This is a genomic window from Leucothrix pacifica, from assembly GCF_003172875.1.
GTDB lineage: Bacteria > Pseudomonadota > Gammaproteobacteria > Thiotrichales > Thiotrichaceae > Leucothrix > Leucothrix pacifica.
Genome location: NZ_QGKM01000013.1, coordinates 31933 through 46320, shown reverse-complemented (window position 1 = coordinate 46320; position 14388 = coordinate 31933). Strand labels below are relative to the sequence as shown.

The following is a 14388-nucleotide window of genomic DNA, read 5'->3' as shown; positions in this document are numbered from 1 at the left end:
CTAGTCTGACTACCTTATGGCTCACTTTCCTCATGGATTTTCAGCAGGTCTGATTGTTGGTTCAACCACAGTTTGGCGCTGGCAGTATCAGCTTATTCAGTCATTGATTGAATGGGGATTGGTTGATGTGCGGAAAATAATTATCCTCGGCCTGCCGCAGATCACATCTGATAAGTCTATCTCATTATTACATCGCCTTGACGGAAAGGTCTTTAGTTGTGAAGTCAGTGCGTTTGATCTGGTAGATATAGCGACGCTGACTGGCGATATCCATTTCTTTGACACCATTTCAAGTGTCGATATTAATGTCGATATATTGATTAATCTTTCTGAAGTTTCAGCAGCGTCTGAGTGTATCGACATGGCTGCCTTGTGTGTATTAACACCTTTATTTTCCAAAGGTGGTGAGTTGCGGTCGCAGCGATTAGCTGTTCATGAATATATTCAAGGGCAAACTGAGGTGTGTTTGTCGGTATTAGCTGAGTCCAAGAGTGGTGGTGACGGAGTCATTGCAGAGGCCTCTCATAGTCTGAATAGTGGCTCGCTGACACGTAATCTGTATCAATATTGGTTTTGGCTAGCTTATTTGTGGCAGCAAGCGATTCGGTTCTTGAAGCAAGTCGACGATGCATCAGCTGAAACGTTGAGCATTCTCGATAACTGCTCTCAAAAAAATGGGGCTAGTCTAATTGGTCGACCAGTGAATTCTGATCGCAGACATCTTTCGGTGACTGATACAAGCAAAGCTATCTTGCGATTAAGCGGTCATATAAAACAAAAGTTTCAACAAAAATATCAACACACAGAACAATGGGTTCTGCTAATTAAGCATTTCAATTACGGTGCTTCTGGTGATAATGAAGTATTAGACTTTTCAGGCTATCAGGAGTTGAGTCCGCCCGATGATTGCTTCTGGGCTGATCCCTTTGTGATTTCACAAGATAATAAGAATTATGTGTTTTTTGAAGAGCTGCCTTTTGCAACAGAGCGTGGTCACCTAAGTTGCATGGAGGTATTTTCTGATGGCACACATAGTGACCCTGTCATCATTCTTCAGGAAGATCACCACCTCTCATATCCAAATGTTTTCGAATATGAATCATCCTATTACATGATTCCTGAGTCAGGTGATCACGGCACCATAGATGTTTATCGCTGTACAGCGTTTCCTTACCAATGGGGACATCACCAAACCTTGATGAGCAACATACACGCCTACGATTCGACATTAATCGAGCACGATGGGCATTGGTGGCTGTTTGCAACGGTAGTACCAGAGCCTGGTTTGTCAGGTTGCCAAGCGTTGCATATTTTTTACGCTGATTCACCGCTTAGTACTGACTGGCAAGAGCACAGCCAGAGTCCTGTGATAAACAGAGCCGCTCGAGCAAGGCCTGGTGGTAATTTCTTTATAAAAGATCAGCAGCTGTACAGGGTTTCGCAAGATTGTGCCGGTGAATATGGTGCAGGTATCAATGTGAATAAAGTGATTGAGCTTAATACCGAGCGGTATGAGGAAACGTTGGTTTATCAGTCTTATCCTGATTGGGATGATAAATTGACGGCATTGCATACCCTCAATTTTAATGAACACATCGCAGCTTCTGACGCGTTGCGGGTTAAAACTAAAAGGCTCTTTTGATGGGGATTAATGTTAGTTTAAACACGCGTTTAGTGAGCTGTCCCAGAGAGTTCAACGCATTGGAACAATCATGGGGTGAGCTCTATGACAGTTCAGAGCGAGCAACGATTTTTAATTGTTGGGATTGGCTGTATACGTGGTGGTCTACGTTCAGTGAGTGCGACTCGCGCGATTTATTCATCTTCTGTTTTTATGACGCAGATCAGCTTGTCGGGATAGCGCCTTTTCAAATTGAGAAGAAATATCCACATACTTATATATTAGGTAAAACCCTTCGTTTTATTGCCTCAGGTGAGCCTCTGGAAGATAGCATTGCTACTCCGTTTGTTGACTTGCTCATCCGTGATGGTTACGAGGATGCAGTGATTAAGGCGGTGGAGTCCGCTGTCTCAGTACATCAAAAACGCTGGGATTTTGCTGAGTTTGATTTCCTGCTGGAAGACTCACTCATTTTCAGATGCTTCAAAGGCGAGTCAAGTCGCGTCAATCAGCAATTATATCCCTATGGTTATCGTTATCAGGTTCCTCCCTGTGAAAATCAGCAAGCATATCTAAGTACGTTAGCGAGAAGATGGCAAAAAGATTATCGTAAAAAAGACCGTCTGTTTAGCAAGGACGGCTTACTTGAAGTTGATACCGTTGAGATAGACTCGATCGAGTCGGCAATAAATATTCTCAAAGATATGCATTGTGACCGCTGGTCTGGTCGTGCGGATTTTTTAATCTTCGAATCTGAAAACTTTATTCGCTTTCATCGGGAAATATTACGTAAATTGTTGCCAAAAGGTAAAGCATATATTCGAACGTTGTCACTAAATGGTCAGCCGATGAGTAGTTATTATGCTTTTGAGGATAAAGGACAGGTGCATTATTACCAAAGTGCTTTTTATCAAAAAGATGCTAATCGTTATATGCCATTGTTCTATCTGGTGTGCAATGAAATTGGTGCGGCGGTTGAGAAAGACAAGCGTTTTGACTTTATGTTTGATGACAATGTTGAGTCTTACAAGAAGCAACAGTACGCTGCTGAGGCGTCCCCGATGTACCGGCTGGTATGGACACCAAGTCGTTATCGTTTGAGTGTGTTTAATCTATATAAAACATTTAAACGGGTGAAATCACAATCAAAATTAAGCTCACCCAATAAAAGTGCCTCATGTAGAGGTAAGGAAAAAATAAAATGAAAGTTGTACATGTAATCGAGCCCATGTCGCACGGCGTGTTCATTTGGGTGATTGATATGGCTAATAACCTCGTTGAAAGTGGTTATGAGGTCACGGTTATTCACTCACTCCGTGAAGAGACGCCTGAGAATTGGAGAAGTCTTTTTGATCCCAGAGTGGAGTTGATACATGTGCAAATGGGTAGAGCAATCAACCCATTAACCGATATAAAAGCACTGTTTAGAATTACCAAGGAAATTAAACGTATAAAGCCGGATGTGATTCACGGGCATTCATCAAAAAGTGGCGTGTTAGCGCGTGCGGCTGGTTTCTTACTTGGACAAAACAAACGAACCCTGTATACCTCCCATGCTATTCATTATCCGTTGATCAAGCAGCCGGTTAAGCGTGCAATCTATAAGTATTTGGAATTGGTTGCCTATTGGATGGGTGGAACTATCATTGCTTGTTCAAAGCGTGAATACGATATTATTTTAGATGAGATAACCAAAGGTAATGCCAAACGACTTGCTTGTATCAGTAACGGGATTGACCTCAAACAGGTCATGATAAAAGACTATGCTAAGCGTAACGAGAAAGTCCGGATTGGTGTATTGGGACGTATTTCAAACCAGAAAGCACCATGGGTATTTGCCTCAATTGCTAACAATATCAGTAAAAATTACGACAATGTTGAATTTATCTGGGTTGGTGCTGGCGAAACAGATGATGAGCAGCCTTTGAGAGATGCAGGCGTCACTATAACAGGCTTCCTTGATCGGGACAGTGCGCTTGAGGTGGTGTCAGGTTTAGATATTTTCCTACAAACCTCTTTATATGAAGGCCTTTCACTGGCATTACTGGAAGCGCAGGCTGCCGGAGTCCCCGCAGTTGTCAGTAATATTCCGGGTAATGATGAGGTGGTTCAGCACGAACAGTGTGGCTTTGTGGGTGACGATGAAGAAGAGCTGACCCGCTTTACTGAGCGTTTAATCGAGTCCCCGGAGCTTCGTGAGCAATTAGGCGCCGGCGCACGTTTATACGTAAAGCAGAACTTTTCTTTCGATGCGATGGGGGATAAGTACAAGGCTTTGTATAAGCAAGTGTCTTCATCACCAACGCCAGAGGTGCTTCCGGCTAACAATAGTTAGCAGACTAAAATTCGGGTGACATCATTTTCTGCCTGTGGCTTAATCGATAACCTAAATTTATCTCGCTTTAGGTGAAAATGATGCCAGTTGTCCCCGGAAATTTCCCGTTCTCCCGTATGCGCAGAATGCGTAAAGATGAGTTTTCTCGTCGCTTGATGAGAGAGAATGTACTCACAACTAATGATTTGATATTTCCCGTTTTTGTCCTTGAGGGTGAAAACCAGCGCCAAGCGATTCCATCAATGCCAGATGTGGAGCGCCTTAGTATTGATTTATTGGTCAAGCAAGCTGAGGAAGCTTTTTCACTCGGTATTCCTGCCATGGCATTATTTCCGGTTGTTGAAGCTGATGGGAAATCAGAGGATGCAGAAGAAGCATATAACCCTGACGGTTTAGTCCAAAGAGCGGTGCGTGAACTAAAAGCGGCTGTACCGGAGCTTGGTATCATCACGGACGTTGCCTTAGATCCATATACCTCACATGGTCAGGATGGCTTAATGGGTGATGACGGCTATATTCTGAATGATGAAACAGTCAGTGTATTAGTCAAGCAAGCTTTGTCTCATGCTGAAGCAGGCGCTGATGTGGTTGCACCGTCAGATATGATGGATGGTCGCATTGGTTATATACGGGATGCGCTTGAGATCGAAGGTCACTCCAATACCCGAATCATGGCATATGCGGCTAAATATGCTTCAAGTTTCTATGGCCCGTTTCGCGATGCTGTTGGCTCTTCCGGTAATATTGGTAGTGGTAATAAATACAGCTATCAAATGGATCCGGCTAATTCAGATGAAGCGCTTTATGAAGTCGGATTGGATCTCCAGGAAGGTGCTGATATGGTCATGGTGAAACCAGGTATGCCATATCTTGATATCGTACGCCGTGTTAAAGATGAGTTTAAAGCCCCTACCTATGTTTATCAGGTCAGTGGCGAGTACGCGATGCTTAAAGCTGCTGCGCAAAATGGCTGGCTTGATGAAAAGGCATGTGTGCTTGAAGCATTGCTTGGTATGAAGCGGGCAGGTGCGGATGGCATTTTGACCTATTTCTCCATGGATGTTGCACGTTGGTTGAAACAAGAGGGCTAGATATGTCAGATCAATATGCGGTCATCGGTCATCCAATCTCTCATAGCAAATCGCCGTGGATTCACGCAGAGTTTGCGCAGCAATTAAATGAAGACATTAATTACGCTTTGATGGATTCAGCCCTGGATGCTTTCAACACTACAGTGCGCTCATTTATTAAAAAAGGGGCGAAGGGCCTGAACGTTACTGTTCCGTTTAAACAAGACGCATGGTCTTTGGCTGATGAGTTATCAGAACATGCCAGATTGGCCGGTGCAGTGAATACACTAAGTTTCAATCCGGACGGAACCATTCGGGGTGACAATACGGATGGTGTTGGTTTAGTGTCCGATTTAACTAAAAATCAGGGTATGAACTTGTCTGGTAAACGTGTATTAATTTTGGGCGCAGGTGGGGCTGTTCGGGGTGTTCTTCAGCCATTGCTTGAGCAGAACGTGTCCCAAATTCATATTGTTAACCGTACAGTGCAGAAGGCACAGGATCTGCTTGAGTTATTTAAGCACTATTCAAATATCAGTGTTAGTGGTTACAATACATTGGCCGATGCCGGTGAATTCGATTTAATTATTAATGGAACCGCATCTAGCCTGACTGGTGATTTGCCGCCACTATGCAAAGCTGTTTTGGCTGATAACTGTCACGCCTATGACATGATGTATGCGTCACAAAAGACTGTCTTTGAAATATGGTGTTCAGAAAATGGTGCAGGGTCTGTGCACAACGGTTTGGGGATGTTGGTAGAGCAAGCTGCTGAATCCTTTTGGATTTGGCGAGGTGTAAGGCCGGATACGTCTCCTGTTTTAGCTGCTCTCACAGAGCAGTTGTCCGGAGAGTAGCGCTAGTCATTCCACGTCCACCAAGTAAAAATTAATTTTCATATTGTTCAAGATAGCGCAGTAAAGCATCGTATTTCGGGGCTTCACTGCGTTCTTGTCGGATATGTTCTTTCGCTCCCCAGCTGCCGTACCAGCTATAAATCCTCGGCGCACTGAAATGAACAAACGTTTTACCGCCTGCATGTTTCCATGCTTCTAAGTACTCAGTGTACAGGGCTCCCATTTTAGGTGAACGATTCGCGGAATAGAGAAGTGGATTCGGGTGTTGATCTACAGTCCTGGTTTCCCAATCGACCAGATGTTGTCCGCCTTCATAGGCAATTAGCTCAACGCCAAACGCCTTCGCTAGTTTTGCCTGCTGTTGCATCTGTCGAATGCTGGCAGGCAGACCATACCGCGAGCCCTTATCCAGCACAGCATCGAAAATATCCTCAGTGCTTTTAGCTGCACGCAAGCTATCTAAATCAGTGTAAAAGTAGGGGGCAATGGCCAATGCATCCGTATGTTGATGTGTTTGATTGTAAGACAGAAGTTGGCTACTTAATTTATGGTTGGCTGACCATCCGGAAATCACCCGAACCAGCCTTGAGCGGCCGTTGAAGGCATTTTCCCAAAGTTTGAAGATGTCTGTGCTTCGTTTGGCATAAAACTTAATACCCGCGGTCTCAGGGTGTTTATCCAGGCCAAGTGCAATACCATTGTCGATTGCATATCGTCGGTGGGGGAAAATATTATTCCAGGCCTCATTGGTATATTCGATATAGGCTTTGAGTGATGGGTCTAGATGTTGCGCGACATACTCTGCAAAGCGGGTCACATATTCATCGCTGGCTTTGTACGGCATAGCAAACCAAGCATCGGCATTGAGACGGTTTGCCAGTGCCACCATCACCTCGACGGGAGCACCGCGTTGTCCTTCCTTGCCCGCCCAGGTTGCTTTGGATAGACGATTACGGTCTGACCAAGACTCGATAGCATTGCGGGTCATGCCTGACATATTCATAAACCGAATTAGCCGGAAGTCTTTCATGAAGTTCAGGTAGTCTGGGTTAAAGACAATGTTGGAATGGTATTTCTCAAATGAAAGAAACTGACTATTCTTACACTGAGAGGCATTATCAACGCGTCTAAACTGATTGTTTTGACAAATGCCCCCCGGTAGCAGCACCCTAATATTGCGAATAGGGTCGCTTGGTTCCATGCTCTGTACGATAAGAGATGCGTTTAATATATTATCCGCTCCAGCACTCACACGGATAATGTCTTTACCGTTGTGACGACTGATCAGGCGAGCGTCATTGCCATAATTGATTGTCCCTTTGCCTTGATATAGCACGGTGTATTGAGCGCCGTCAGGCACAGTACCCTTTGGTAGTCGATTTAAAAATTTGGTACCTGCAACCCCACCATTAAGCTCAAGTGGCCAGCCATCGTTGTCATATTCAACATCCTTGCTACTCAACCATGGGTGTGTATTTGCAAAAGGTATGGATGATTTAAACAGGTCGATGAAAGGAATACTGGCGTTGTCCTCTCTGAGTTCATTGGTGTTAGTGCCTAATAAATGACGGGTGTGTTTTTTTTGTGGTAGCAGATTTTGTAACGACTCGGGAGAGGGGGGCTGATGGGGTATTCTGTCGGGACGCAAGACTTTGGTATAAACCAAGTAAGCTATGAGTGTCAGACCTGCTAAAACCGCAAGCATCAAGAGTAGTTTGGTGAGCTTTCTCAAAGGGATAACCGTCGTAGGTAGGATGTGTCGATTATCTTTGAGCTAGCCCCAGAATTCAATGAATGATAGGCACTCAGCGTCTAAAGCTGAGTGCCTATTGTCGGGCTTAGTTTGCAAGTAACATGCGAGCAAAGTTCTGTGGATTTCTCCATGCGTTGTCATCACGGGAGAACCACGCTAACTTTCCGTCCCTGCCACGACCTGTGTCATCGTCATTCACCTGAACTTCAAGGCCGATAATCGCACCTTGTTGTGGGTGAACACCCAGAGTGCTCCAAGGAATTGATGCCTCCAGCGTATAACCTTTACTGTTTCGTGTCATGGACTGAATTACACCCAGGTTTGCCCGGCGAGGTGAGCTTTGGCTCAGGTTGACTTGATGATCACGCCAGCGGAAGATGAAGTGAAAGTCATTACGACCGTCAAATCGTGTGCCGCGGGAGCCGTCAGCATCTACAAACACTTCGATTGAGTCATCACTCCAGGGAGTCGCTGAGTCTTTCACAAAGCGGTCATCCGTTGTATCTACACGGATATGCAGATGACGGTTATCCCAACTGGTTTGCCAAATTGCCGCCAGATCTTGTCCGTTAGCAATACTACCGCCAACAATATTACGTAGCTGGTTAGTCGGCTGGATGTGCCAGTCACGTCCGTGTCTGCGCTGTCTGATTATTCCGTCATGCTGATTTACAACACGAGGTCTTGGAGGAATAACCACTGGTGCAGGTGGTGCCTGAACGACTCTTTGAACCGGAGCGCTGACAGGTGCAGGAGCAACTCGTGGCGCGACAGGACGCTGAACAACAGGTCTCTGTACTGGCTTTGGAGGTGCTGCACGTTGCACTGGCTTTTGAGCAACGACCGGTGCAGGACGACGCACAGGTTGTGGCGCGGTTCTTTGTGGGATAACCACTGGCGCTCGTTGAGCCTGCTTAGGTACAACCTTTGGTGCCGGCTTTGCTGCTTGCTTAACAGGGGCAGGTGTAGGCTTCTTCGCTGGTGGTTTGTACTTAATGTTTGTCTTAGAGATAACCGTCTCATAGACACCACGATCTGGGTTTCTCGCAGGCTTAGGCAAACGAGCAATTTGAGCATTACTACAGTTTCGCCACCAGCAGCGGTTGTTTTTAATGAAACTTAGAATCGCGCGGTGTTTCGGCGCGTTTCTGTCAGATTGTGTCAGATACTCACGGGTTCCCCAGCTGCCAAACCATTGATAGGTTCGTGGTGCTGAGAAACTAACGAATAACTCACCGCCGGCACGTTTCCAGCTATCTAAGAAGTCTTTATAGGCTTTAGCCATGCGCCAGTCACGATTAGCTGCGATGTAGTACTTGGTTGGAGCCTGTTTGATATCTCTGTTTTTCCAGTCCACCAGATGCTGGCCACCTTCATAAGCAATCAGGCTGACACCATAGCTCTTAGCAACATCGGCATGAGAGCGCACTAATTTTTCTACACCCGGAATGGAGTAGGGTAGTGACTTATCATAAATCATCTTGAAGACATCACTGACTGATCTTACTTTCTTCAACGCACTGTGACTGCCGTAAAAGTATGGACCAATTGCTAAAGCATCGGTGTATTTGTAAGCATCACGGTAACTCAACAACATTTTGCTAAGCTTGGTATAACCCGTCCAGCTACCCATTACACGCACCAGGCGTTGTGTGCCACCGAACTCTTGTTCAAAGATGCGGAATACCTGAACTGAGCGCATCGAATAGTACTTATAGCCCGCTTTGTCGCGGTCAGTATCCAGTCCAAGCTTCAGGCCCATATCCTTCATGTAATGAGCTTGGTCAAAAATCGTGTTCCAGGCCTCATTGGTATACTCAATATACGCTTTAAGGCCAGGTTTCAGGTGTTTGCGTAAGTACTGAGCGTACTGGCGTAGGTAATGATCATTAGCCGCATGAGGTAATGAGAACCAAGCGTCTGCATTACTCTGATTCGCCAATTCGACCATGATTTCCAGAGGTGCTCCACGAACTGTCGGCTTACCACCCCATGTAGACTGGGTCATCAAGGGACGCTTGTGCCACTCCTTTATAGGGTTACGCGTGATACCCGCCATGTTCATAAAACGAAGCACTTTGAAGTCCTTCATGTAATTCAGGTAGTCTGGATTGAAGATGATGCGCGAGTAATGCTTCTCAAAAGACAGGTACTGCGAGCCGCGGCATGAACTTTGACTGAAAACTCGCTTGTATGGATTGTTGCTACAAATACCGCCCGGCATCAGGATACGGATGTTTCTGATAGGGTTTTTAACGTTGGTTTCCATAATGAGCAGGGTGGCACGAATCTCGCGATCACTACCTGCAATAATCGAGATCACCTCGCGTCCCTTGGTCTTGGAGATAAGCTTGGCATCATTGCCGTATTGAAGTTTACCCTCTCCATCATAGAGCACGATGTACTTACCATCCGGAATAGTGCCGGCAGGTAGTTTATTGATGAAACGAGCACCGACTTGACCGCCGTTCAGACGAATGGGCCATCCGTTTTTATCATAGGCAATATTGCCTTTAGTTAGCCAGGGACGTGCTTCTTCAAAAGGGGTACTTCCACGGAATACATCGACGAATGGAGCGCTGGCATCATCGTCCATTACCTCGTTAGTATTTATTCCCATTGGAGATAAAGAGTTATTGTAACCAGCCATACTGGGGGAAAACGGTAGAAGTAATAGGCACGCCAAGCCAAGGGCGCCCACTTTACCGAGTGGCTTTATGTTTATTCTCATTATTATTTACCAAGCAAGTCGGGTACATAAAGTCGGGGGTAGCTGTCACTTCTCGGGAAGAGAAACTACCGAATATCCAATCTTTGTGGCCCTTAGTTATTGTTATTCAGACCTGAGTATAACAACAATGTCGCTGCTGTCTTTTGCTTTCTGATTAGTGGTGAAAAGTGCTAAGCTATTGTATTGTATACAGCTGGAGTTAAGCCGAGATTTATCTAACTGAACAAAACGTTATTTTTTTAATAATCGGCTTGACAGATTAGTAATGATGCCTCAGAATTCGCGCTTCTTCGGTAGTTGGGGCTATAGCTCAGCTGGGAGAGCGCTGCAATGGCATTGCAGAGGTCAGCGGTTCGATCCCGCTTAGCTCCACCAATATACTGCTGAAATACAGGTTAATAGAATTATATGGCTGTAAAAATAGGCCGTTTTTTATTTATCCTTGGTTTGATTCTGACTCTGATTGGCTTAGTTGCCGGATTCGGACTTATGTTTCAAGACATTGATGAATGGGCAAAGTTATTTTTGATGTTAGTACCGGTTGGTTTTGTGATCGGCTTCGCAGGTTTTACTGCAACATTAATGAGTACGCCCGATAAAAGAGAAAAGTTCAACGATTCGTTGTAACGCTACTATTTCAGTGTCCCCATCGTCTAACGGTTAGGACATCGCCCTTTCACGGCGGTAATCGGGGTTCGAATCCCCGTGGGGACACCATTTAGTACTCAATTCTCTGCTTAAAATTAGATTCGCTGTCCCCATCGTCTAGTGGCCTAGGACACCGCCCTTTCACGGCGGTAACCGGGGTTCGAGTCCCCGTGGGGACGCCATGCGAATATAATTGACATACGTCCCCATCGTCTAACGGTTAGGACATCGCCCTTTCACGGCGGTAATCGGGGTTCGAATCCCCGTGGGGACACCATGTCAACAGTTTGAAGTTTGCTACAATTTAGTCCCCATCGTCTAACGGTTAGGACATCGCCCTTTCACGGCGGTAATCGGGGTTCGAATCCCCGTGGGGACACCATCTGAGCTTTTTTCGAAGCGATGGAAAAATCCACTCGATGCCCTCTATCATCATTCTGTTATTACGTTGTGATTTGGATGCAGTGTAATCCGTGAGATTCCTTGCCCTCTGATCAAGTAGATGTGTATCCAGATGATAACTTATACAGTTAGGCTAAACTGCCGCTAAACATCATGTGTTACATATTGGGTTGGCTTTGGTCACCGAATGTCGTGGTCTGTAATGACAGTACTGCTTTGAAAATGAGTGACTTTGGGTCGAGTCACTTCCTCATTAAATGTTCCGGTGTATAGCTTGTGGCCGATCAGACCGGTAAATGAAGTCTGACGCGGGCTCCAACGAACGGTGACATTAGTAGTGATATTTTTCCGCCTGCGTTTTCCACAATCTCGGCACTAACCGCTAAACCAATGCCTTGGCCGTCTGTTTTGCTGTCAGCTCTCATGCCACGTTTCAGTAATTGGGAAGGGTTGTTGTCCGGGAATCCCATGCCGTCGTCATCGATATCAACAATTAGAAAATCGACATCTTGCGTAGCAGTTACGGCAATTTTTGATTCACAAAAGCGACATGCATTGTTGAGTAAGTTACCGAATACTTCCATTAAGTCGTCATAATCAACGCGACATCTTGCGTACTCGTCAATGTTGATATCAAGCGTGAACTGTTTATCGAAATAGACTTTGAGTAATGAATCCCGAAGACGGAATACGATAGGGCGCAGACTTTCTAGTTTGACGATTGCGTTGTGGTCGCTAACAACGGCTCTGCGCAGTTGATAGGCAACAATATCGTTCATGCGCTGTATGTGTTCATCAACATATGTTTGGTTGATTGATTCATTCTCACCGGAGCGCTCAGAGGAGCTTTGAAGCGCAGCTAGCGGTGTTTTTAATGCATGAGCAAGATTGTCTAAGGCGTCACGATAACGCTTCTTTTGGCCTTTCTCTGCATTAATGAGTGTATTAATTGCACTCTTAACCGGGTTAAGTTCGCTAGGGTATTCATGTTCAATAAAGTCTTTTTCACCCGCTTCGATCAGTTTAATTTCGTCTTCAATACGGCGAATCGGAGAGAGTACAATATAGCTTCCGGCAAGCTGGGCAAGAAGCACCAGCAGGGTAGTGACCAATACCAATGCCTGAATACTTTTTACCAGTTCATCTTGGTCACTTTCTAGCTTTTCGGTTGATTTAGCGAGTACCAGTTGGAAAGCGTCGTCTTCAAAAGCAATTCGCCTGGCGTATACAATAAATCTTGCGCCTTTTAGTTTGGAGCGACTGCCAGGGTTTCTTCCGGCTGCAGTACTGGCTTCCAGAATTCCTGCGTATGGTGTGTCATCAACAAGTGGTTTGATGTTGAAAAGAAGGAAATCCCGCTTCTTCCAGGTGCTGTAGGGTGATTCGTTAGTTTTAGGTTCTTCGTTCGGGTGAAGGTGTGACCAGTAGATGCCTTTGGGTTCTTTTAGCTCTTGTATATAGGCATAGTAAGTAATGCCTGTCTCATTGAGTGTGTCAGAGAAGCCACGGGCTCTTAGATGTTCGGTAAAGTTGTCCTCGTCGACATAATTACCTAATACAAAGAGCTTACTTTCGGCTTCGAGTTCTATCGAGCCAATAATCTTGTAAGCATCCTGCTCCATCTGTTTGCTCTCTGCGAGAAACAGGGATTCGTATTTGTAATAGTAATAGACTGCACCGGTGCCGGCTATACCTGTAGCCACGATGACAAGTGATGAAACCATCTGACGCCATCTGAGAGAGTTTATTACGTTGGAAATTATTGGTTTCTTTATGCTTCCAGCTGGCGTAAATCCGGTTTCTTCCATGAATCCCTACATTATTGGTTGTTCCTTGGGAGAGTGAATCGGTAACCCCTTCCACGTAATGTCTCAATGGGACCCAAGGTGTTGTCTTTATCAAGCTTCATTCTCAAACGACGAATGAATACCTCGATTACGTTACTATCGCGGTCGGAATCATCATCATACATACTTTCCGTTAAGTCTGTTTTAGAGATTACTTCACCTGCATGGAGCATTAAGTGCTGAAGAACTTTGTACTCATATGCTGTCAGAGACACTTCTTCGTCATTCAGGTATACGCGTTGCTCTGATGTATTCAGGCGAATCGGGCCACAAGCAAACTCAGTCTGCGCCCAGCGGCCTGTTCTACGCAGAAGTGCACGCAGTCTTGCGAGAAGTTCTTCGTGATGGCAGGGTTTGTCTAAGTAATCATCCGCACCAGCTTCAAGGCCTTCAACTCTGTCCTGCCAGCGATTACGGGCAGTAAGAATTAAAACGGGGTAGTCGAGATTCTTGGTTCGGATATTTTTTATTATATCCATGCCACTAACTTCGGGCAAGCCTAAGTCAATGATCGCGATATCGATCGGATACTCAAGCGCATAGTATAGACCCTGAGAGCCATCGGCTGCTGCATCAACAACAAAACCTGCTTTCTTAAGTATTCGGGTGAGATCTTCACGGATTTCTGTATTGTCTTCGACTATTAGTGCTCTCATTGCCACCCCTGATATTGTAAATTTATTGATTGTATAGTCGTTTGCTTAGTGCAGTTCCCTAATATAGTTACAAAGCGAGAGTAAAGCTAGTGTAATGTATAAAAAACGATTTGGATCAGATGCTACTGGCAATTAATTTTTAAGATTGTAATTTTGCCTACATGATCCATTAGTCTGACTATGTAGCAGTCAGGGAAGTTGGGTTGAGGGAACTTGTGCATACCTACACCGCGCCCCTTGTGTGCGTACTTAGTTTTTACAAAATCTACGACCTGCAAGGAACTCACCGCTCTACCAGCTTCAGCTCTTCCAAGCTTATCGTGAATGATCCCTGTTGCTGCGTTTGCACCTAAAGATGTCAGCAAAGTTGCTGCAGCGAATACTGTGCGTAGTTTTACAATGGCAGTTGTAGTAGTGGCCATTAATTTTCCCCAATAAATAAAAATACTTCAGGATTAACCTTAAGAA

At 45.2% G+C, this 14388-nt stretch carries 11 protein-coding genes and 5 tRNA genes; 11 read left to right on the top strand and 5 right to left on the bottom strand.

Annotated features, from left to right (window positions below; all coding sequences use genetic code 11):
• Positions 1–16: 16 nt before the first annotated feature.
• The 5 genes from DKW60_RS06415 (at position 17) to aroE (ending at position 5883) form a co-directional block, all read left to right on the top strand.
• Positions 17–1642 carry a glucosamine inositolphosphorylceramide transferase family protein gene (locus DKW60_RS06415; protein WP_109836830.1) on the top strand — a complete coding sequence of 542 codons (1626 nt, stop codon included), beginning with the start codon at positions 17–19 and terminating at the stop codon, positions 1640–1642.
• Positions 1642–2826, top strand: a complete 1185-nt coding sequence (locus DKW60_RS06410) for a GNAT family N-acetyltransferase (protein ID WP_109836829.1) — start codon at positions 1642–1644, stop codon at positions 2824–2826. Before DKW60_RS06415 ends, DKW60_RS06410 begins: the two co-directional genes overlap by 1 nt.
• Positions 2823–3956 (top strand): glycosyltransferase, encoded by a 1134-nt coding sequence (locus DKW60_RS06405; protein ID WP_109836828.1) that lies wholly within the window; start codon positions 2823–2825, stop codon positions 3954–3956. Before DKW60_RS06410 ends, DKW60_RS06405 begins: the two co-directional genes overlap by 4 nt.
• Before the next feature lie 77 nt (positions 3957–4033).
• Complete coding sequence (gene hemB / locus DKW60_RS06400; protein WP_425451304.1) at positions 4034–5047, top strand: porphobilinogen synthase; 1014 nt, start codon at positions 4034–4036, stop codon at positions 5045–5047.
• 2 nt (positions 5048–5049) lie between these two features.
• On the top strand, positions 5050–5883 hold the full coding sequence (gene aroE / locus DKW60_RS06395) for a shikimate dehydrogenase (protein WP_109836826.1): 834 nt from the start codon (positions 5050–5052) through the stop codon (positions 5881–5883).
• A gap of 31 nt (positions 5884–5914) precedes the next feature.
• Here the strand turns inward: aroE and DKW60_RS06390 are convergent, their stop codons facing one another.
• Together DKW60_RS06390 and DKW60_RS23620 are read right to left on the bottom strand one after the other, a co-directional pair.
• Positions 5915–7615 (bottom strand): hypothetical protein, encoded by a 1701-nt coding sequence (locus DKW60_RS06390; protein ID WP_146203439.1) that lies wholly within the window; start codon positions 7613–7615, stop codon positions 5915–5917.
• A 106-nt stretch (positions 7616–7721) separates the two neighbouring features.
• On the bottom strand, positions 7722–10367 hold the full coding sequence (locus tag DKW60_RS23620) for a sugar-binding protein (protein WP_181389602.1): 2646 nt from the start codon (positions 10365–10367) through the stop codon (positions 7722–7724).
• A gap of 299 nt (positions 10368–10666) precedes the next feature.
• On the opposite strand from DKW60_RS23620, the gene DKW60_RS06380 reads away from it, so the two are divergent.
• The 6 genes from DKW60_RS06380 (at position 10667) to DKW60_RS06355 (ending at position 11397) form a co-directional block, all read left to right on the top strand.
• A tRNA-Ala gene (locus DKW60_RS06380) sits at positions 10667–10742 on the top strand.
• 33 nt (positions 10743–10775) lie between these two features.
• Positions 10776–10994, top strand: coding sequence for a hypothetical protein (locus DKW60_RS06375; RefSeq protein ID WP_109836824.1), 219 nt, complete (start codon positions 10776–10778; stop codon positions 10992–10994).
• A 15-nt stretch (positions 10995–11009) separates the two neighbouring features.
• Positions 11010–11084, top strand: a tRNA-Glu gene (locus tag DKW60_RS06370).
• A 37-nt stretch (positions 11085–11121) separates the two neighbouring features.
• Positions 11122–11197 (top strand) — tRNA-Glu (locus tag DKW60_RS06365).
• 20 nt (positions 11198–11217) lie between these two features.
• Positions 11218–11292 (top strand) — tRNA-Glu (locus DKW60_RS06360).
• Positions 11293–11322: 30 nt separating this feature from the next.
• Positions 11323–11397 (top strand) — tRNA-Glu (locus tag DKW60_RS06355).
• Positions 11398–11701: 304 nt separating this feature from the next.
• Here DKW60_RS06355 and DKW60_RS06350 read toward each other — a convergent pair.
• The 3 genes from DKW60_RS06350 to DKW60_RS06340 form a co-directional block, all read right to left on the bottom strand.
• Positions 11702–13141, bottom strand: coding sequence for an ATP-binding protein (locus tag DKW60_RS06350; protein ID WP_181389601.1), 1440 nt, complete (start codon positions 13139–13141; stop codon positions 11702–11704).
• A gap of 95 nt (positions 13142–13236) precedes the next feature.
• Complete coding sequence (locus DKW60_RS06345) at positions 13237–13920, bottom strand: response regulator transcription factor (protein ID WP_109836822.1); 684 nt, start codon at positions 13918–13920, stop codon at positions 13237–13239.
• 122 nt (positions 13921–14042) lie between these two features.
• Entirely contained in the window at positions 14043–14342 is a 300-nt protein-coding gene (locus tag DKW60_RS06340; RefSeq protein WP_109836821.1) for a hypothetical protein, read from the bottom strand.
• Positions 14343–14388 lie beyond the last annotated feature (46 nt).

Excerpts from the sequence above, each read along its gene's own strand:
- DKW60_RS06415 (WP_109836830.1), top strand. The coding sequence starts at position 17 with ATGGCTCACTTTCCTCATGGATTTTCAGCAGGTCTGATTGTTGGTTCA.
- DKW60_RS06410 (WP_109836829.1), top strand. The coding sequence starts at position 1,642 with ATGGGGATTAATGTTAGTTTAAACACGCGTTTAGTGAGCTGTCCCAGA.
- DKW60_RS06405 (WP_109836828.1), top strand. The coding sequence starts at position 2,823 with ATGAAAGTTGTACATGTAATCGAGCCCATGTCGCACGGCGTGTTCATT.
- hemB (WP_425451304.1), top strand. The coding sequence starts at position 4,034 with ATGATGCCAGTTGTCCCCGGAAATTTCCCGTTCTCCCGTATGCGCAGA.
- aroE (WP_109836826.1), top strand. The coding sequence starts at position 5,050 with ATGTCAGATCAATATGCGGTCATCGGTCATCCAATCTCTCATAGCAAA.
- DKW60_RS23620 (WP_181389602.1), bottom strand. The coding sequence starts at position 10,367 with ATGAGAATAAACATAAAGCCACTCGGTAAAGTGGGCGCCCTTGGCTTG.
- DKW60_RS06375 (WP_109836824.1), top strand. The coding sequence starts at position 10,776 with ATGGCTGTAAAAATAGGCCGTTTTTTATTTATCCTTGGTTTGATTCTG.
- DKW60_RS06350 (WP_181389601.1), bottom strand. The coding sequence starts at position 13,141 with ATGGTTTCATCACTTGTCATCGTGGCTACAGGTATAGCCGGCACCGGT.
- DKW60_RS06345 (WP_109836822.1), bottom strand. The coding sequence starts at position 13,920 with ATGAGAGCACTAATAGTCGAAGACAATACAGAAATCCGTGAAGATCTC.
- DKW60_RS06340 (WP_109836821.1), bottom strand. The coding sequence starts at position 14,342 with ATGGCCACTACTACAACTGCCATTGTAAAACTACGCACAGTATTCGCT.